This window comes from Streptomyces sp. NPDC004561 (assembly GCF_053602155.1).
Window position 1 is genome coordinate 10402 of the sequence record NZ_JBSGDB010000060.1, and the last position, 17809, is coordinate 28210.

Sequence of the window (17809 nt, forward strand, 5' to 3'; positions counted from 1 at the left end):
CCCGGGGGGTGGGGTCGGATGCGCGGGGCCAACCCCGCCTTGTCGCTCTCGCGCACGGAGCCGTTTCCGCCGCTCAGGGTCGCCGCGAACGCGGAAGCTATATGATGCTTTCTATTCCAGACCGGCTGGGGACTCGATGGGGAACGAGGCATTCATGACGCGCGACCGCAACTCAAAGCGGCAGCAGCTGTCCGAAGAGGTGGCGAGCTACGTCCGTGAGCTGATCATCTCCGGGAAGGTCCAGCCTGGCGAGTTCCTGCGTATGGAACCCATCGCCGAAGCGGTCGGCGTCAGCAACACGCCCGTCCGGGAAGGCCTGCTCTCCCTGAGCAGCGAGGGCTTCATCGAGCTGGTCCCCCGCCGCGGCTTCGTCGTGACCTCCTTCTCGAAGCAGGACGTACGCGACCTGTTCTGGGTCCAGGCCCAGCTGGGCGGCGAACTGGCCGCCCGGGCCGCCAAGAAGATCACCAGCGAGCAGCTCGCCGGACTCGAAACCATCGCCAAGCAGCAGGAAGAGGCCATCGAGGCCGGCGACGAGGACGACATGGTCGAGTACGGCCACGCCTTCCACCGCCAGATCAACCTCGCGGCCGACTCCCCTCGTCTCGCCCTGCTGCTCCGCTCGGTCGTCAAGCAACTGCCCAACCGCTTCTACCTCTCCATCGAGGGCCGGGCCGCCGCCACCCGCGAGGAACACCCCCTCATCCTCGAAGCCCTCCGCAGGCGCAGCTCACGCATGGCCCGGTCCCTGATGGAACAGCACATCCTCGACAGCGCCGACCACCTCATCGAGACGCTCGAAGAGCGCGGACTCTGGAAAGAGGAAAAAACGGCGTCCTGATTCCAGGACGCCCGGTTTCCGGCGCGGGCACACCCTCCGGCACTCGCCTGTCACGGCGAGCGTCGGTCGTACGCGCGGCAGACGGTAAGCGGAGCGAACCGCGTCCGCGACATCCTTGGTCCCGGGGTCAGTGACGGAGCACGCCATCTGCCTGCTGCTGAAGCCTGGCCAGGTAGTTCCGCCTGAGCGAGGACCAGTTCGAAGTGGCTCGCTCTCGTCTCGATCACCGTGGGCGCCCGGGCACGCGGACGTGCCGTCCGCCCTGCGTCGCTCAATGCGGTGTCCTGCGGTGTCCTGCGGTGACAGCGTCGATCAGCGACGGAGCTCAGCGGACGGCGCCACGTTCGTGTCACAGTCAACTTCCCGCGGTCCTGTGACACACCAGGCCGGCCGGTTGGCCCCATGGACAACGGTGAGCTACGAGCACCTACTACGCGGCCAAGAACCGCACCCCCAGCACCCGGACAGTCCGCGACGCCGAGCTGAAGATGCACATCAGCCGCGTCCCCACGGACAACTTCAGCGTCTACGGGGTCAAGCTCGTTCTCGACACTCTGGACATGGCCCTGTGGCGCCGCGACCGTGCGGGAACTCCCGCTGGTCCGGGAGTGGTTCACCATTCGGATGCGGGCAGGTTCCCGCTGGCCGACAGCCCAATCGGACAGAGTTCGCGATCCAGCCTCTCCTCATTCTCCGCAATCAGCGACCGATAAATACGTCGCGACGATTTCGCCGGAGACCAGAAAGAATGCGACCCGCCAACTGCCGGACGCCTCGGATACTAAAATTCGAGACCCATACTCTGTCATGAATTCCCGAAGGGATTCAGAGATTCTGTAGCCGCGCGTTGATCACACCTCAAGATCGCCCGTCGGGAAGACCCGTCGGCCTGGGAACCAGCTGAGAGGTCCGGCGTCGGCACGCTCGAACTTGCCGCGTCTACTGCGCAGGAAGTCACCCGCTTCGGAGTTCTTTGCGCCCATGACCGTGCATGGCTAGGGGTCCCGGCATGGCCCAGACAGCTTCCCTCAGAACCCCTTTTATGGGGCCTGGCAGTAGGGCTTGCAGTGAGAAAAACAGTGGGTGAAGGTGGCTGTGGATGACCTGCACGACGAGTGCAGCCTTCATTGCGAGGGCATCGAGTCCTTCGGAAAGGAACGGTCACGTCGGCCCTGGCACCAACCAAGGCCCCTTCGACCATCAACAACATTGGAGAGGAGCATCACGATGGCAACCTGGTCCGAGGACGAACTGGACCGCATCAACGGCGAGGAGTGCTTCTCCGTCGCTGTCGCGCTACCAGACGACAGCACCCCGAAACCAGTGAACAACATCTGGTGAGTCCCGGTCGGCGACCGGATCGGTGTCGGCCGAGGATGAGGACACCGACGCGGCGGTCGACGCATCGTTCCGCAGCAAGTACGCCGACAGCCCCTACGCCGAGACCATGTCGACCGAACCCGTATGGCGCAACATCCTCGAAGTCATCTCCGAATAGAACCCAGACCGGAGCAAGGAGAAGAAGCCGTGATTGCGTTCAACAACAAGGGCGAGCAGATCGATGTCGACATCGACCTCGGTCAGCACGACCGTGACCTGTCCACTTTGCCGCAGCCCACGGGCACCGATGACGAGAAGCTGCAGGGTCTGGTGGATCAGTACGCGCAGATGTTCGCGCATGGTGCGCGCACTTCGGTGCTCAAGCGCCCGACAGATGTGGGGATGGATTACGAAGAGGTGCAATTCCCCTCCAAGGACGGGGTTGCACTCGAGGCCTGGTACATCCCCGCCGAAGGTTCGGACCGCCTTCTCGTGGTCAACCACCCGATGACCTGCAATCGGTACGGATTCCCAGGGCAACTTGAGCCGTGGCACACCGAGCTCGGTGTGTTCGGTGGCTTCGAGGTCGACTTCCTGACCGAACTGCGTTTCCTGCACGACGCCGGCTACAACATCCTCACCTACGACCTTCGCAACCACGGCCTGAGCAGCGACGCCAACGGCGTCACCAGCGGGCTCGGACTGATCGAGGCCCGCGACGTCGTCGGTTCGCTGCGTTACGTCCGCAGCCAGGACAACCTGGCAGCGATGAAGCTCGGCCTCTACAGCCGGTGCATGGGAGCCAACTCCACGATCGTCGCGATGAACTTCTGGCCCGAGGAGTTCGGCGGTGTCCAGGCCCTGCTGGTCCTCAACACGGTGTCCGGCAAGACGTTCATCGAGCAGGGTGCCAAGAACATCGGTCTCGACCCGGACACGGCACGCGAGGCGCTGGCCACGAAGCTGGCCGACCTGTGCGGCATGCGTCTGGACGACGAATCCCCCCAGTTGTACGCCCACTCGGTCACGGTGCCCACCCTCATGGCCCAACTGCGCCACGACTTCCTGATCGACGCCGAGCAGGACGGCACCGAGATTTTCGATGCGATCGGCGCGGAGGACAAAGAGCTGTTCTGGATCGAGGGCTCCAACCAGCGCTTCTACGCCTACAACTACTTCGGACAGCACCCCGACAAGCTCATCGGCTGGTTCGACGGCCACCTCAAGTAGTTCCCGGAGCGGTCGGGGGGCTGTAAGGCAGGGGCATTGCGTGATCGAGATCTGTCCGTGTTCGTCAGGTGAGCGGCCGGTGTGGCGGAGGGCGGCGGCAATACGCACATCATGCGGCCCATGTGGCGGTCGCTGTCGTTGACGAGGTTCATCCGGCAGCCGGTGGCGCCGACCACCGGTCGTCGGGTGTGTTCAACGATGTCGATCCTCTTGAACGCCGAGGTGTCGTTCTCCTTGTAGATCTTTGCGAACGGTCCCCAACCAGACGACAGCGTGTGTCCTCGGCATCCTCCTGTCGGCGGTCCACGCCCCCTTCGAGGCCCTCGAAGTCCTCCCAGTCGAACAAAGAGACGAGCGGAGGGATCGGTTGGGTCATGACGGTGGTGCTCCAGGGCTCGCGCGTGCCGGCATCGGGCACTTTCCGTCGGAACCAGGGGCTCGGCGGTGCCGCGATCCGGGGCTACGATTCGCCGCCTACGTGCTGACCTGGATACTTTCAGGCATGCGCGTTGACTTCGCTCCTGAGAACATGCCCACCCGCGACTTCTACCAGCTGCTCACCTCGGTGGTGGTGCCGCGGCCGATCGCTTGGGTGTCCACGGTCAGCGCGGACGGTTTTGTGCCGAACCTCGCACCGCACTCCTTCTTCACCGTCGCCTGCACCGACCCGCCCGTGGTGCAGTTCACCTCCGTGGGCCGCAAGGACTCGCTGCGCAACGTCGAGGCGACCGGCGAGTTCGTCGTGAACTTCGCCCCCGAGCCGCTCTTTTCGCAGATCAACGCGACATCGACGGACTTTCCCCGGGACGAGGGGGAGTTCGACGCCGTGGGCATCGAGCGGGAGTCCTCGCTGCGGGTGAAGCCGCCGCGCGTGGCCGCGTCCCCGGTCGCCCTGGAGTGCACGCTGCACTCGACACTGCGGCTAGGCGACTCGACGGTGGTGTTCGGCCGGGTCGTGCACGCCGCCGTGCACGAGGACGTCCTGGTGGACGGCCGGCCCGACATCCGGCTGCTGCGGCCCCTGTCCCGCCTGGGCGGGAACGAGTGGGGCACGCTCGGCGAGGTGCACGAGATGGTCCGCGTCCCGTACCGGGACCTCCCCCGCGACTGATCCCCGCGCCCCTGAGGCAGAAGCGGGTCACGCCAGGACGAGCACCAGAGGGATCCCCTGGCACGGCACCATGCGCATGCCGTCGTGGACGGCGGGCCTCGCCTCGGCGAGCACCTCGCCGAAGTCCGGGCCCTTGGTGAGCGAGCCGGCCAGGTGGGCGGGGTCGGCGGAGGCGGCGACCCGGCCGCGGGCGTTCACCAGACGGGCGGGCCGGGCAAGGCGCCGCAGCAGCGGGAGGACGGCCGCCTCGAAGTGCCGCAGATACACGTCGGCGGCGGCCACTCCCGCGAACCGCCCCTGGATCCGCACCGGTTCGGACAGCGTGAGGCTGTACTCGTCGGAGCAGAGGTAGTCGACGTACGGTCCGGCCACGGCCCGGCGCCCGGTGTCGCGGGGCAGGGCGAACCAGTCCCAGTGCGTGTAGTCCGAGTACGCCGAGTGGCCGGGATCGAGGTCGAGGAGCAGCGGGCGTACGTCGCCGTCGGCGCCGGACTGCCACCACTCCAGCCAGGCGGGCACGTCCGCGAGCAGTCCGGGGGCGGCGACGAAACCGACGCCGGAGACCAGTTCCTCGCGGGTGAGGCGCACATGCAGGCCGGGGCGCAGGGCGGCGAGGTCGGCGCTGGCGGGCCGGCGGCCCTCGGCGGCCACCCGGTCGAGCAGGGCCGCCGTGTCGGCGCGGGTGGCGGCGACCGTGCCGAAGACCGCCTCCAGTGCTCCGCCGACCTGCGCGGCCACCCACAGCTCCGCTTCCGTGTCGAGGGTGGCGAGCCCGGAGCTGACGCCCATGGTGTCCTCCAGCGGACGGGAACCGGACGCGGCGCGGTCAGAGGGTGAGGCGTACGGCGACGAGCCGCGCCGTCGACTCCCTGACGCACCGCTCGGCCAGCGTGCCGGCCGTTTCGTGGGCCCCATCTTGCACGGCGGAGATCACGGCGTGGTGACGGTCCGCAACTTCTTCACGATATGCGTCGTCGGTCAGGACGAGGCACAGCAGCGCGCCCACCTCGCTCTGCAGGGCGACCTGTTCGCGGGTGAGCCGGGCCGACTGGGCGGCGGCGGCGAGTTCGACGTGGAAGCGGCCGTACAGGCGGCTGCGGGCCGGCGCGTCCTCGGCCCCGGCAAGTTCCTCGGCGGTGCGGCGGAGTTGGTGGAGGTCCTCGGGTTCGGTGCGCTGGGCGGCGAGGCGGGCGGCCGCCCCGGACAGGGCGGCCCAGTGGTCGCCCAGGTCGCGCAGTTCCTCGGTGCTCCAGCCGCGCAGCCGGGCCCTGAGGCGGTCGTCGGCGGGGACCTCGGGAAGGGAGACGAAGCTGCCTCCGCCGCGGCCCCGGCGGGTGGTGACCAGACCCTGCTGCCGAAGGGCCATGAGCGCCTCGCGCAGGGTGACCGTGGAGACGCCCAGCTGTCCGGCCAGCTCGGTCTCGCCGGGGAGTTGCTCGCCGTCGGCGAGCAGGCCCAGTTCGATGGCGTCGCCTATGCGGCGGGCGACCGCGTCCACGCGGGCCCGGCTGTCCACCGGGCTGAAGACGGCTTTTCGTGCGCCGCCCTCGATCTCGTACTGCCTCACGGCCACCACCTCGTGCGTTGACTCAAGCTTTACCCTAAGGGGCTCTTGAGCTTTGAACTATGACTTCATATGTTTACGGTCAACGTACATCGCGCCAGAAAGGTTCCCGTATGGAGGGAATTGCGATCCGGCTGCAGGACCTGCGGAAGTCGTTCGGCGAGACGACCGCCGTGGCCGGTGTCGACCTGGAGATCCGGGACGGGGAGTTCTTCTCGATGCTCGGTCCGTCCGGCTCCGGCAAGACGACGGTCCTGCGGCTCGTCGCCGGGTTCGAGACACCCGACCAGGGCCGGATCGAACTCGCCGGACAGGAGGTCACCGGCCTCGCCCCGTTCGAGCGGGACGTGCACACCGTCTTCCAGGACTACGCCCTCTTTCCGCACATGACGGTGGAACAGAACGTGGCGTACGGACTGAGGGTCCGCAAGGTGGCCAAGGCCGAACGCCTGGTCCGCGCCCGCAAGGCGCTCGCCGAGGTACGCCTCGAGGGCTACGGCCAGCGGCGGCCCGCCCAGCTCTCCGGCGGGCAGCGCCAGCGGGTCGCGCTCGCCCGCGCGCTCGTCGGCAGGCCCCGCGTCCTGCTCCTCGACGAGCCGCTCGGCGCCCTCGACCTGAAGCTGCGCGAGCAGATGCAGGTCGAACTCAAGGCGATCCAGCGGGAGGTGGGCATCACCTTCGTGTTCGTCACCCACGACCAGGAGGAGGCCCTGACGATGAGCGACCGGATCGCCGTCTTCGACCAGGGCCGCATAGCCCAGGTCGGCACGCCCGCGGAGATCTACGAGCGCCCGGCGACCTCCTTCGTCGCCTCCTTCGTCGGCACCTCCAACCTGCTCGACGGAGAGGTGGCCCACCGGATCGTCGGCACTCCGGGCACGTACAACATCCGTCCGGAGAAGATCCGCATCCTGAAGGAGTCCGCCGAGGCGGACGTGCCGGCACACGCCACCGCGACCGGCACCGTCGCCGAGGTCGTCTACCTCGGCGACGCCACCCGCTTCCTCGTCGACCTCGACGGCGGCGGCCGGCTCACCGCGGTGCAGCAGAACCTGGACACCTCCTCCGAGGACGTCGCCGCCTACCGCGGCACCCGGGTCCGCCTGCGGTGGCACCGCGGGCACGCCGTCCCGCTGCCCTCCTGACCTGCCCCTTCCCTCTTCCGCGCCCCCATGGAGAACGTCGTGCGTCCCACCCGTACCCTGCGCGTCGCGGCCTGCGCCGCCACACTGCTGCTCGCCGCCGCCTGCGGCTCCTCCGGCTCCGGCGGCTCCTCCGCCACCGGCCTCAACCCGCCGGACCTCAAGGCCCCGACGAAGCTGGGCAGGACCGAGGGCCAGGTCAATCTCGTCGCCTGGGCCGGCTATGTCGAGGACGGATCCAACGACCCGAAGGTGAACTGGGTCGGCGACTTCGAGAAGCAGACAGGGTGCCAGGTCCACTCCAAGGTCGCCGCCAGCTCGGACGAGATGGTCAAGCTGATGAAGACCGGCGAGTACGACGCCGTCTCCGCCTCCGGTGACGCCTCCCTGCGCCTGATCGCCTCCGGTGACGCCGCTCCCGTCAACACCGGCCTGGTGCCCAACTACAAGGACGTCTTCAGCGGGCTGAAGAACGGCGCCTGGAACTCGGTGAAGGGCCAGATGTACGGCATCCCGCACGGCCGGGGCGCCAACCTGCTGATGTACAACACCGACAAGGTGAACCCCGCGCCCACCTCCTGGTCGGCGGTCTTCGACGGCGCCTCGAAGTACAAGGGTCATGTCACGGCGTACGACTCGCCGATCTACATCGCCGACGCGGCCCTCTACCTCAAGGCCACCAAGCCGGAGCTGAAGATCAAGGATCCCTACGCGCTGGACCAGAAGCAGTTCGACGCGGCCGTGGCACTGCTGAAGCGGCAGAACGCGGACGTGGGCGAGTACTGGGGCGACTACCTCAAGGAGGTCTCCGCCTTCAAGAGCGGCGACTCCGTGGTCGGGACCACCTGGCAGGTCATCGCCAGCCTCGCCGCCTCCGAGGGCGCCAAGGTCAAATCGCTGATCCCGAAGGAGGGTTCGACGGGCTGGTCGGACACCTGGATGGTCTCCAGCAAGGCCAAGCACCCCAACTGCGCCTACAAATGGCTGAACTGGATCGTCTCCCCCAAGGTCAACGCCGAGGTCGCCGAGTACTTCGGGGAGGCCCCCGCCAACTCCAAGGCCTGCGCCGAGACCAGTGACAAGAACTTCTGCACGGTCTACCACGCCGCCGACGAGAACTACTGGAAGCGGATCGCCTTCTGGAACACGCCCATCGAGCAGTGCCTGGACGGCCGCACGGACGTGAAGTGCGTGCCGTACGCCAAGTGGGTGCAGGCCTGGACCGAGATCAAGGGCTGAGCCGTGACGACCGACGCGACGACCGCCGCCGGACGGGGAACCGTCCGGCGGCTCGCCGGAACGCTGCACCGCCGGCCCCGGCTGCGGCTGACCCTGCTGCTCACGGCCCCGCTGCTGTGGCTGACCGTCCTCTACCTCGGTTCGCTGGTGGTGCTGTTCGTCTCCGCCTTCTGGACGACGAACTCCTTCACCTCGCAGGTGGTGCGGATCTGGTCGACGGACAACTTCCACGAGCTGCTGACCGCCCCGGTCTTCCGCCAGGTGATCCTGCGCAGCGTGGGCGTGGCGCTGGCGGTGACCGTGCTGTGCGCGGTGATCGCGTTCCCGGTCGCCTTCTACACCGCACGCGTGGCCGGGCCGCGGTGGCGTCCGCTGCTGGTGGTGGCGATCCTGACCCCGCTGTGGGCAAGCTACCTGGTCAAGGTGTACGCCTGGCGGCTCATCCTCGCCGAGGGCGGGCTCGCCGACTGGATGCTCGCCCCCTTCGGGCTGAGCGGTCCCGGGTTCGGACTGCCGGCCACCGTGCTCACCCTGACCTACCTCTGGCTTCCGTACATGATCCTGCCGATCCACACGGCGCTCGAACAGCTCCCGGCGAACCTCCTGGACGCGTCGGCGGACCTCGGGGCCCGCGCGGGGCTCACCTTCCGCTCGGTTGTCCTGCCGATGGTGCTGCCTTCGGTCGCCGCGGGCTCGGTGTTCACCTTCTCGCTCAGCCTCGGCGACTACATCACCGTGCAGATCGTCGGCGGCAAGACGCAGCTGATCGGCAACCTCGTGTACTCCAACATCGAACTCAACCTGCCCATGGCCGCCGCGCTCGGCACCGTCCCCGTGGTCGTGATCGTCCTGTACCTGCTGGCGATCCGCCGTACGGGTGCCCTGAACAGCCTGTAGGAGAAGAGCGCCATGCATCTCAGCCGCACCGCGCGCATCGCCCTGCGCATCGGCGCCGGGCTCGGTTTCGCGGTGATCTACGTCCCGCTGCTGCTCGTCCTCGTCAACTCCCTCAACCCCGACCGCAGCGCGAGCTGGCCGCCTCCGGGGCTGACCGGGCACTGGTGGTCGGTGGCGCTGCACAACTCCGGCGCCCGTGCGGCCGTGTGGGTGTCGGTGAAGGCGGGGCTGGGGGCCACCGCGATCGCACTGCTCCTGGGCACCCTCGTCGCGTTCGCCGTGGCCAGACACCGCTTCTTCGGCCGCGGCACGGTGTCGTTCGTCGTGGTCCTGCCGATCGCGCTGCCCGGCATCGTCACGGGCATCGCCCTCAACTCGGCCTTCGGCACGGTCCTGGAACCGCTCGGCGTGGGCCTCGGGCTGTTCACCGTGATCGTCGGGCACGCCACGTTCTGCATCGTCGTGGTGTTCAACAACGTCGTGGCCCGGCTGCGGCGGACGGCGGCCTCGTACGAGGAGGCGGCCATGGACCTCGGTGCGACCAGCTTCCGCGCCTTCGCGGACGTCACCTTCCCACTGGTCCGCTCCGCGCTGCTGGCCGGCGGACTGCTCGCCTTCGCGCTGTCCTTCGACGAGATCGTGGTCACGACCTTCACCGCGGGCCCCGGCATCGAGACCCTGCCGATCTGGATCTTCAACAACATGACGCGGCCGCAGCAGGCGCCGGTGGTGAACGTGGTGGCCGCGGTCCTCGTGCTGCTCTCGGTGCTCCCGATCTACGCGGCCCAGCGGCTGTCGGCGGACACGGCGACGTCGAGCCGGGTCTGACCGGGCGAGCGGGAGGCCGAACGCGGTGCTCCGGGCCCGGCACCGGGACGGTTCCCGCTGGGGAGCGCGCCGGCGGTCCGGTGGGGAACGCGGTGACACGCCCCGGACGGGTACATGCGCGGGCGACACCCGCGCAGTGCGCGGCGGGCGGCCCTGATCGATGGAAACCTGCGCCTCATGAACAACCCTCCCAGCATCGACCAGTACGTGGACCGGGTCACCGCGGGACCCGGCGGGGCCATGACCGACGAGGTCGGCGTCATCACCGGTGACCTCACGGTCGCGACGATCCTCCAGCCCGACGGGCGCACGGTGCGGGTCGCCGTCCAGCACTTCGACGGCGACCGCTGGTACACCCTCGCCGGCTGCCCCGCCCCGGTGCCCGCCGGGGCGCTGGCCGCGTACCACCGGGACCTGCTCGGCCGCATCCGCCGCGGCGGGGGCGCCCGCGCCACCTAGCCGGGTCACGGGACGGGGGCCGCGTGGGACGGCGCGAACGGTGATCCACGGCGTCATGGACGCGATGACGAAGTGGCACGGTGGGTTTCGGGAGTGGGCGCCGGGGGAGTCGGTGCGCGTGGTGTCGTATGGACCGGAGCAGCGTGTGCACGTTCCGGCGCTGCGGGCCGACTGGGTGAGCCAGGCGTTCGTGCACTGGGCCTACTCCCCCGACCAGGTGCAGCGCCTGCTGCCGGAGAGCCTGGTCGTGGACACGTACGAGGGGTCGGCGTGGGTGAGCCTCACGACGTTCGTGATGGCCGGCGTGCGCCCGCCGGGGTTCCCCGCCGCCCTGCCCGCCTTCCTCGAGACCAACCTGCGGACGTATGTGCGCGGCCGGGACGGCCGGGACGGCCTGTGGTTCCTGTCCATCGAGGTGGGCTGCCCCGTGATGCTGGCGGCCCGCGCGCTGGGGTTCCCTTACCACCAGGGACGCCTCGGCTCGTCGCGACGCCGGGGTGTCCTGACCTACACCGGTGCCCGGTGGGGCCGTGGGCCCGGATACCGCCTGGCCGTGCGTCCTGACGCGCAGGTCACGCCGACCCGCCGGGACGTGTGGCTGACGTCGCGGTGGCGGGTCTTCACCCGGAGTTGCGGCGCCCTCTGGGAGACGCCCGTCGAGCACGCGCCCTGGCCGTTGCGCGAGGCCGGCGTCGAGGCCGTCGAGGAGTCCCTCACCCGGACGGTGGGCCTGCCCCCGCCCTCTGCCGAGCCGCTCGCGCACTTCTCGGACGGGGTCCACAAGGTGCGGCTGGGCATTTCACGCCCGGTGCGGCCGTCGCGCGTCTCCCCGGCGGGCGACGGCGCGAGGCCGTGGTGATCCCCAGGTCGGGCGGGGGTCAGGCGTGATCCCGGTGTCCGGAGGCCGGATTCCGGTCCGGTGCCGGCTCGGCCCGCCGCTTCACCGGGCCGGCGCGGGCGGATGAGCCGAACCGTGAAGGGCTCCTCCCGGCTCCGCTTCGACGGGTGGATCGCCGGGGTCGGGACGACGTCCGGGACCCGTCTGGTGCTCGGCCACTGGCCCCGCTCGCCCTTCGGGCCGTTCAGCGACGTGATGCTCGAACGGGCCGACGGCCACCGTCTGCTGCTGGCCCCGACCCGCCGGGTGGCGGACTTCGTCGCCGGAACCTACGCCTTCGACGAGGTGCGGGTCGTACCCCTCCGGGTGCGGATCGTCGGCGACCAGTGGTCCGTGGTCGCCGATCCCGTGCTCGACCTGCGCTTCACCGTCGGCCGTCGCAGCCTCGCGGGATTCCTGCTGCGGGCGGTTCCACGGGCTCTGGCCACGAGCGCCTTCTGGACGGCGGTGACGGATCGGCCCGCCCGTCTGCTGCTGGGCGTGCGCACCCGGGGGACGGCCGGCGGTGGCCGGTACGAGTGGTACGGCGCGCGCGACCTGCGCCTGATCACCGCGGCGACCGCCGTCCACGAGGGCCGGGACCTGGGCTCCCTCACCACGGTCGAGCCGCCCGTACGGTTCGGCTTCGGCTCGACGCCCCGTACGCCCAGCCTCGTCCGCGTGACGACCACGGTCGCCTCTGCAACCTGACGCTTGCTCAGGTAGCTGAACACGCCCGCCAGTTGACTCCCATGAACACGCAAAAGGCTACTCCCACACCTTGACCGGCGTTTGGTCCAGACCAATCATGGCCTAGACCAATAGCCCCGGCCGGGCCCCACCGTGCGACATCCCCGCTCGATCGCCTGTCGTTCGCTATCCGGGAGTACCCGATGACACGTCCGAGATCCGTACGCGCCCTGCTCACCGGCGTGGCCACGCTGGCCGCGTCCGCAGGGCTCGCCCTGGGGTTCGGGGGCACCGCGCAGGCGGCGACTCCGCTGCCCGCGCACGTCTTCGCGCCCTACTTCGAGGCCTACAACGGCGACAGCCCCGCCGCGCTCGCCCAGTCCTCCGGCGCCAGGTACCTGACCATGGCCTTCCTGCAGACCGAGAACAAGGGCTCCTGCACGCCGTACTGGAACGGCAACACCGGCACGCCCGTGAACTCCTCCGTGTTCGGCGCCGACTTCACCACCATGCGCGCACGCGGCGGCGACGTCATCCCCTCGCTCGGCGGATACGCCGCCGACAACGGCGGCACCGAGATCGCCGACAGCTGCACCGACGTGAACTCCATCGCCGCGGCCTACGAGAAGATCATCACCACCTACGACGTCTCGCGGCTCGACATGGACGTCGAGGACAACTCCCTCACGAACCAGGCCGGCATCGACCGCCGCAACCAGGCGATCAAGAAGGTCCAGGACTGGGCCGCCGCCAACGGGCGCTCGGTGCAGTTCTCGTACACCCTGCCGACCACCACGACCGGCCTCGCCGACAGTGGGCTCAACGTCCTGCGCAGCGCGAAGACCGCGGGCGCCAAGGTGGACGTCGTCAACCTGATGACGTTCGACTACTACGACGGCGCGACGCACCACATGGCCACCGACACCGAGACGGCGGCGAGCGGGCTGCACGGCCAACTGGCCTCGCTGTACCCGAACCTGTCCGACACCCAACTGTGGAACATGATCGGCGTCACCGAGATGCCGGGCGTGGACGACTACGGTCCGGCGGAGACCTTCACCACCGCCGACGCCACGACGGTCTACAACTGGGCGGTGTCGAAGGGCATCAGCACCCTCTCCTTCTGGGCCCTCCAGCGCGACAACGGCAGCTGCCCCGGCTCCGCCGCCTCGGACACCTGCTCCGGGATCGCCCAGGACACCTGGTACTTCTCCCACACCTTCGAGCCCTTCACGGGCGGTACGACGACCCCGCCGGCCAACGACTTCTCCGTCTCCCTCTCCCCCACCGGCGCCTCCGTCGACCCCGGCGGTTCGGCGACGGCCACGGTGAGGACATCGGTGACCTCGGGCGGCGCGCAGTCCGTCGACCTGGCGGTGAGCGGCGCGCCCACCGGCGTGACAACCACCCTCAGCCCCGCCTCGGTCACCGCCGGCGGCACCTCGACGCTCACCCTGAAGGCCGCGAGCTCCACGACTCCGGGCACCTACACCCTGACCGTCACCGGGACGGCGGGCTCGACCCGGCACAGCGCCACGCTCACCCTGACCGTGAACGGGGCCGGCGGCACGGCGGCGCTGGGCAACGGCGGCTTCGAGAGCGGGTCGCTCACGCCCTGGACCTGCGACAGCGGGGCCACGGTGGTCTCCTCGCCCGTGCACGGCGGCACCCACGCCCTGAAGACCGCGCCGTCCTCCTCGCAGACCGGCCAGTGCACGCAGACCCTCACCCTGAAGCCAAACACGTCGTACACGCTGAGCGGCTGGGTGCAGGGCCCGTACGCCTACCTCGGGGTCAGCGGCGGCGCGACGGCCAGCACCTGGGCCTCGTCCTCGTCCTGGTCGAAGCTGACGGTGCCCTTCACCACCGGTTCCTCCGGCACGGTCACCGTGTACGTCCACGGCTGGTACGGACAGGGCGCGGTCTACGCGGACGACCTGACCCTCTCCTGACCCGCCCCCGCGGCCGGCCCGCCCGCGCTCACCGGGCGGGTCCGGCACGCGGCGCGTCCGGGCGCCGGTCCAGTGGTCAGCGGGTGGGTCCGGCCGCGCTGATGTGGCCCAGCGTCGACTCGGGGTCGCGCTCCACGGCGACATCGCCGAGGGCGACGATCCCGACCACCCGCCCGTCGTCGACGACCGGCAGCCGGCGCAGCGCCTTGCCCCGCATGAGCTGCACGGCCCGGTCGACGTCGTCGTCCGGGGCCACGGTGACCAGCTCGCTGCTGCACGCCTCGGCGACCGTCCGCGCGGTCACGTCCCCGCCGTCGGCGAGTATCCGCACGGTCAGGTCCCGGTCGGTGACCAGCCCGCGCAGCCGCTCCCCGGAGCAGACCAGAACCGCGCCGATGTCCTCGTCGCGCATCCGGGCGGCGACCTCGCAGACCGGGGTCTCCGGCGCCACCGCGACCGGGTTGCCGGTCATGATCTCGCGCACCTCCTGCGCCATGCCGTCCTCCTCGCCGTCCCACGCCCGACCGACTCGCCAGTCGGATACCCCGCGCGCGCCGCAATGCGTCCTCCGCCCGACAAGAGCGAGAACAAGCCACGGCGCGCCCGGCCCGCCCGCCTGGTGTCCGCTCCCCGCGGTACGCGGCTCACTTTCGTAGGCTGAAAGGACCCGAAGCTCCTCCGGGAGACGTGCCCGCAGGCAGGAGAGACGGTCGTGATCGAACTGGCCGCGGTGTTCGGCGTCGCGGGCGCGGCGAGCAACGCCGTGGGCACCGCGTTCCAGCGCCGGGCCGCGTCCACCAGCAGCCGCGGCGGCTTCCGGCTGCTCGCGGAACTGGTGCACCGGCCCTTCTGGATGATCGGCATGGCCGGCGTGATGTGCGCCGCGCTGTTCCAGAGCCTGGCCCTGGTCAACGGCCCGCTCGCACTGGTCCAGCCGCTGTTCATCCTGGAACTGCCCTTCGCGCTGCTCGTCGCCGCTCCGCTCATGCACCGGCGGCTGCCCTCCTCGGGGTGGTGGGGCGTCGCCGGTTGTGTGGCGGGTCTGGCCGTCCTGCTCATCGCGGCCGCACCGCACGGAGCGCTCGACAACGCGCCGCTCACGCGCTGGATCCCGGCCCTGTGCCTGTGCGTCGGCGGCATGATCGCCGCCGTCCTGCTGGCCGGCCGCGGCCGCCCTCCGGCCCGGCGCGCCGCACTGCTGGCGGCGGCCTCCGCGACGGGCAACGCCCTGACCGCCGCGCTGCTGAAGTCGGCGACGGGCACGTTCGCCGACCACGGCTTCCTGGCGTTCCTGCGATCGTGGCAGACGTACGGCTTCGCGCTCGCCGGTGTGGCCGCCGTGCTCCTGCTGGAGAACTCGCTCCAGGCCGGCCCGCTGGCCGCGGCCCAGCCGGCCCTGACCATCGGTGACGCGGTGGTGAGCCTCGCCCTGGGCATCACCCTGTTCCATGAGCGGATCCGCACGGGCTGGTGGCTCGTTCCGGAGGTGTGCGGGGCGCTGCTGATCGTCATCGGGGTGCTGGTCCTGAGCCGGGCCGTCCAGCACATCCACGTCGTACCGGTGCGGGCCGAGGAGCAGGGCGTCTCCACCTGAGGCCGCTCAGGGAGCGGCGACCAGCGGCGGCTCCCCCCAGTCGGACGTGAGGGCGTCCCGCAGCACACGGACCGGCTCGGGGCCGATGCGCTCCACCAGCACCGCCTCTACCACCCTGATCGTGGCCTGCGCCCGCGCATGCACCCGCTCACCCTCGGGGGTCATACGGATCAGGCGCCGGCGGGCGGACTCCGGGTCGGGCACCTGCTCCAGCAGACCCATTCCGATCAGTCCGTGCACCGCCTGGTGGGCCGTCTGCCGGGTCACCCCGATCCGGCGGGCCAGCTCGGAGACGGTGGTGCCCCCGGCGTCGAGCCGGGCGAAGACGGACGCCTGCGCCGTCGTCACCGGCTGCTCGCCCGCGGCCTCCATGCTGGCGAACAGGGCGTCCTCGAACCAGCGGCGGGCCTCGGACAGCAGCTTGGGCAGGTTGGCGGCGCGACGGCTCATGGCTCCTCGGAGGGTCGGCTTCCCCGCGGATTATCCTCCGGCGCGGCAGCGCGCGACGAACCCGGCCGTCCGGATGAAGCAGCGCGCGATTTCCTCCTCCGCGAGCCCGACCCAGAGGTGGTCACCGCCGGGTACCTGCACATGGCCGACGGGGGCCCCGGCCGGTCACGCGCCGGCGATCGTGTCGATCCAGGTCCGCAGGCGTTCCCCCTGGTCGGCCATCAGGCCCGGGTCGCGCAGGGTGTTGGTGAGGACGGACATGCCCTGGTAGGCGGCGACGAGTTCGACGGCCAGGGCGCGGGCGTCGGCACGGCCGAGCTGGGCGAACTGGGACTCGACCCAGTCGAGCAGGGCCCGCATGACCTTCGCCGCGGCCAGATCAAGGCCGTCGTCGCGCTTGTCGAGTTCGGTGGCGAGGGTGCCGAACGGGCAGCCGAAACGGGCCGCGGTCTCGCGCTGCTCGACCCACCCGGCGATCAGCGCCCTGAGCCGCTCGGCCGGGTCCGGGAGCGCGTCCAACTGATCGGTGAGGGCGGTGAGTTGCTCGCAGTGGGCGTCCACCGCCGCCTCGACCAGCTGGTCCTTGGTCTTGAAGTAGTAGTAGACGTTGCCGAGCGGGACCTCGGCCGCGCCGGCGATGTCCCCGAGGGTGGTCCTCTCCACGCCCCGCTCGTGGAAGACCTGGACGGCGGCCCTCACCAGGCGCCCACGCTTGTCACCTCGGCCACCCCGGCCGGACACGCCCGGCCGTCCGGAGCGCGGGGTCCCGGTCGACGCGGCTTCTGAGTCAGTCACCTGACTAAGGATAGACACGGGCCACGGGAGCGCGCTAACGTCTCGACTTAGTTAGTCAACTAACTCACATCGGGGAGCTGACATGATCGTTGTCACGGGTGCCACCGGAAACGTCGGACGGGCGCTGGTCGCCGAGTTGCTCGGACAGGGAGAGGCCGTGACCGCCGTGGCTCGGCGCATCGGGGACGCGGACGTTCCGGCGGGCGTGCGGGCCGTGGCCGCCGACCTCGGGCGGCCGGAGAGTCTGGCGCCCGCCCTGGAGGGGGCCAAGGCCCTGTTCCTGCTGGTGGCGGGCGAGGATCCGGGCGGCATTCTGCGCCAGGCCGTCGCGGCCGGGGTCGGCAAGGTGGTGCTGCTGTCCTCACAGGGCGTGGGCACCCGGCCGGAGACGTACACGCACGCGGCGGACTTCGAGGCGGCCGTGGCGGGTTCGGGGCTGCCGTTCACCGTCCTGCGCTCCGGCGGTCTGGCGTCCAACGCGCTCGCCTGGGCGGAACCGGTCCGCCGGCATCGCACCGCGGCGGCGCCCTTCGCCGACGTGGCGCTGCCGTTCGTGGACCCGGCCGATGTCGCGGCGGTCGCCGCGGCCGTCCTGCGTGCGGACGGGCACGACGGCGCCACCTACACCCTGACCGGCCCCGAGGCGACCACGCCCCGGCAGCGCGCCGCGGCCGTCGCGGGGGCGCTGGGCGAGCCGGTGGCCTTCGTGGAGCAGTCCCGCGAGGAGGCCCACGCCCAGATGGTCCGGTTCATGCCCGCCGCCGTGGCCGACGGCACCCTCGCGATCCTCGGCGAACCCACGCCCGAGGAGCAGGCGGTC

At 70.3% G+C, this 17809-nt stretch carries 19 protein-coding genes; 14 read left to right on the forward strand and 5 right to left on the reverse strand.

Annotated elements, in window-relative coordinates; all coding sequences use genetic code 11:
* Positions 1-154: 154 nt before the first annotated feature.
* The 4 genes from ACWEN3_RS11255 (at position 155) to ACWEN3_RS11270 (ending at position 4502) form a co-directional block, all read left to right on the forward strand.
* On the forward strand, positions 155-841 hold the full coding sequence (locus ACWEN3_RS11255) for a GntR family transcriptional regulator (RefSeq protein WP_452968569.1): 687 nt from the start codon (positions 155-157) through the stop codon (positions 839-841).
* A 1363-nt stretch (positions 842-2204) separates the two neighbouring features.
* Entirely contained in the window at positions 2205-2339 is a 135-nt protein-coding gene (locus ACWEN3_RS11260; RefSeq protein WP_452968571.1) for a hypothetical protein, read from the forward strand.
* 29 nt (positions 2340-2368) lie between these two features.
* Complete coding sequence (locus ACWEN3_RS11265; RefSeq protein WP_452968574.1) at positions 2369-3391, forward strand: alpha/beta hydrolase; 1023 nt, start codon at positions 2369-2371, stop codon at positions 3389-3391.
* 502 nt (positions 3392-3893) lie between these two features.
* The gene (locus tag ACWEN3_RS11270) at positions 3894-4502 is read left to right on the forward strand and encodes a flavin reductase family protein (protein WP_452968577.1); all 609 of its coding nucleotides are present in this window, start codon (positions 3894-3896) and stop codon (positions 4500-4502) included.
* Between the two features lie 27 nt (positions 4503-4529).
* On the opposite strand, the gene ACWEN3_RS11275 is transcribed toward ACWEN3_RS11270, so the two are convergent.
* On the reverse strand, positions 4530-5291 hold the full coding sequence (locus ACWEN3_RS11275) for a cache domain-containing protein (RefSeq protein WP_452968580.1): 762 nt from the start codon (positions 5289-5291) through the stop codon (positions 4530-4532).
* A gap of 37 nt (positions 5292-5328) precedes the next feature.
* On the reverse strand, positions 5329-6069 hold the full coding sequence (locus tag ACWEN3_RS11280; RefSeq protein ID WP_452968583.1) for a FadR/GntR family transcriptional regulator: 741 nt from the start codon (positions 6067-6069) through the stop codon (positions 5329-5331).
* A 110-nt stretch (positions 6070-6179) separates the two neighbouring features.
* On the opposite strand from ACWEN3_RS11280, the gene ACWEN3_RS11285 reads away from it, so the two are divergent.
* The 8 genes from ACWEN3_RS11285 (at position 6180) to ACWEN3_RS11320 (ending at position 14150) form a co-directional block, all read left to right on the forward strand.
* Positions 6180-7211, forward strand: a complete 1032-nt coding sequence (locus ACWEN3_RS11285; protein WP_452968586.1) for an ABC transporter ATP-binding protein — start codon at positions 6180-6182, stop codon at positions 7209-7211.
* 39 nt (positions 7212-7250) lie between these two features.
* Positions 7251-8447: an ABC transporter substrate-binding protein gene (locus ACWEN3_RS11290; RefSeq protein ID WP_452968588.1), complete on the forward strand. Its 1197-nt coding sequence runs from the start codon at positions 7251-7253 to the stop codon at positions 8445-8447.
* Between the two features lie 3 nt (positions 8448-8450).
* Positions 8451-9344 (forward strand): ABC transporter permease, encoded by an 894-nt coding sequence (locus ACWEN3_RS11295; protein WP_452968591.1) that lies wholly within the window; start codon positions 8451-8453, stop codon positions 9342-9344.
* A 12-nt stretch (positions 9345-9356) separates the two neighbouring features.
* On the forward strand, positions 9357-10172 hold the full coding sequence (locus ACWEN3_RS11300) for an ABC transporter permease (protein ID WP_452968594.1): 816 nt from the start codon (positions 9357-9359) through the stop codon (positions 10170-10172).
* 177 nt (positions 10173-10349) lie between these two features.
* Positions 10350-10631 carry a hypothetical protein gene (locus tag ACWEN3_RS11305; protein WP_452968597.1) on the forward strand — a complete coding sequence of 94 codons (282 nt, stop codon included), beginning with the start codon at positions 10350-10352 and terminating at the stop codon, positions 10629-10631.
* 145 nt (positions 10632-10776) lie between these two features.
* A complete protein-coding gene (locus ACWEN3_RS11310; RefSeq protein WP_452968617.1) occupies positions 10777-11490 on the forward strand; it encodes a YqjF family protein in 714 nt (237 codons plus the stop codon).
* A gap of 102 nt (positions 11491-11592) precedes the next feature.
* Positions 11593-12219 carry a hypothetical protein gene (locus ACWEN3_RS11315; RefSeq protein ID WP_452968599.1) on the forward strand — a complete coding sequence of 209 codons (627 nt, stop codon included), beginning with the start codon at positions 11593-11595 and terminating at the stop codon, positions 12217-12219.
* Positions 12220-12401: 182 nt separating this feature from the next.
* Entirely contained in the window at positions 12402-14150 is a 1749-nt protein-coding gene (locus ACWEN3_RS11320) for a carbohydrate binding domain-containing protein (RefSeq protein WP_452968602.1), read from the forward strand.
* Positions 14151-14226: 76 nt separating this feature from the next.
* On the opposite strand, the gene ACWEN3_RS11325 is transcribed toward ACWEN3_RS11320, so the two are convergent.
* The gene (locus ACWEN3_RS11325) at positions 14227-14646 is read right to left on the reverse strand and encodes a CBS domain-containing protein (protein ID WP_452968604.1); all 420 of its coding nucleotides are present in this window, start codon (positions 14644-14646) and stop codon (positions 14227-14229) included.
* Positions 14647-14862: 216 nt separating this feature from the next.
* On the opposite strand from ACWEN3_RS11325, the gene ACWEN3_RS11330 reads away from it, so the two are divergent.
* Entirely contained in the window at positions 14863-15744 is an 882-nt protein-coding gene (locus tag ACWEN3_RS11330; RefSeq protein WP_452968607.1) for a DMT family transporter, read from the forward strand.
* Between the two features lie 6 nt (positions 15745-15750).
* Here ACWEN3_RS11330 and ACWEN3_RS11335 read toward each other — a convergent pair whose 3' ends face one another.
* The gene (locus ACWEN3_RS11335; protein WP_452968610.1) at positions 15751-16194 is read right to left on the reverse strand and encodes a MarR family winged helix-turn-helix transcriptional regulator; all 444 of its coding nucleotides are present in this window, start codon (positions 16192-16194) and stop codon (positions 15751-15753) included.
* 165 nt (positions 16195-16359) lie between these two features.
* Positions 16360-16893 carry a TetR/AcrR family transcriptional regulator gene (locus ACWEN3_RS11340; protein ID WP_452968613.1) on the reverse strand — a complete coding sequence of 178 codons (534 nt, stop codon included), beginning with the start codon at positions 16891-16893 and terminating at the stop codon, positions 16360-16362.
* Positions 16894-17071: 178 nt separating this feature from the next.
* Between ACWEN3_RS11340 and ACWEN3_RS11345 the strand changes: the two genes are divergently transcribed.
* Positions 17072-17809 (forward strand): SDR family oxidoreductase (locus ACWEN3_RS11345; RefSeq protein WP_452968615.1); only part of this gene is annotated, 738 nt, incomplete at its 3' end.

Coding starts and splice junctions, on each gene's coding strand:
- ACWEN3_RS11255 (WP_452968569.1), top strand. CDS start 155: ATGACGCGCGACCGCAACTCAAAGCGGCAGCAGCTGTCCGAAGAGGTG.
- ACWEN3_RS11270 (WP_452968577.1), top strand. CDS start 3,894: ATGCGCGTTGACTTCGCTCCTGAGAACATGCCCACCCGCGACTTCTAC.
- ACWEN3_RS11275 (WP_452968580.1), bottom strand. CDS start 5,291: ATGGGCGTCAGCTCCGGGCTCGCCACCCTCGACACGGAAGCGGAGCTG.
- ACWEN3_RS11285 (WP_452968586.1), top strand. CDS start 6,180: ATGGAGGGAATTGCGATCCGGCTGCAGGACCTGCGGAAGTCGTTCGGC.
- ACWEN3_RS11300 (WP_452968594.1), top strand. CDS start 9,357: ATGCATCTCAGCCGCACCGCGCGCATCGCCCTGCGCATCGGCGCCGGG.
- ACWEN3_RS11305 (WP_452968597.1), top strand. CDS start 10,350: ATGAACAACCCTCCCAGCATCGACCAGTACGTGGACCGGGTCACCGCG.
- ACWEN3_RS11315 (WP_452968599.1), top strand. CDS start 11,593: ATGAGCCGAACCGTGAAGGGCTCCTCCCGGCTCCGCTTCGACGGGTGG.
- ACWEN3_RS11320 (WP_452968602.1), top strand. CDS start 12,402: ATGACACGTCCGAGATCCGTACGCGCCCTGCTCACCGGCGTGGCCACG.
- ACWEN3_RS11325 (WP_452968604.1), bottom strand. CDS start 14,646: ATGGCGCAGGAGGTGCGCGAGATCATGACCGGCAACCCGGTCGCGGTG.
- ACWEN3_RS11335 (WP_452968610.1), bottom strand. CDS start 16,194: ATGAGCCGTCGCGCCGCCAACCTGCCCAAGCTGCTGTCCGAGGCCCGC.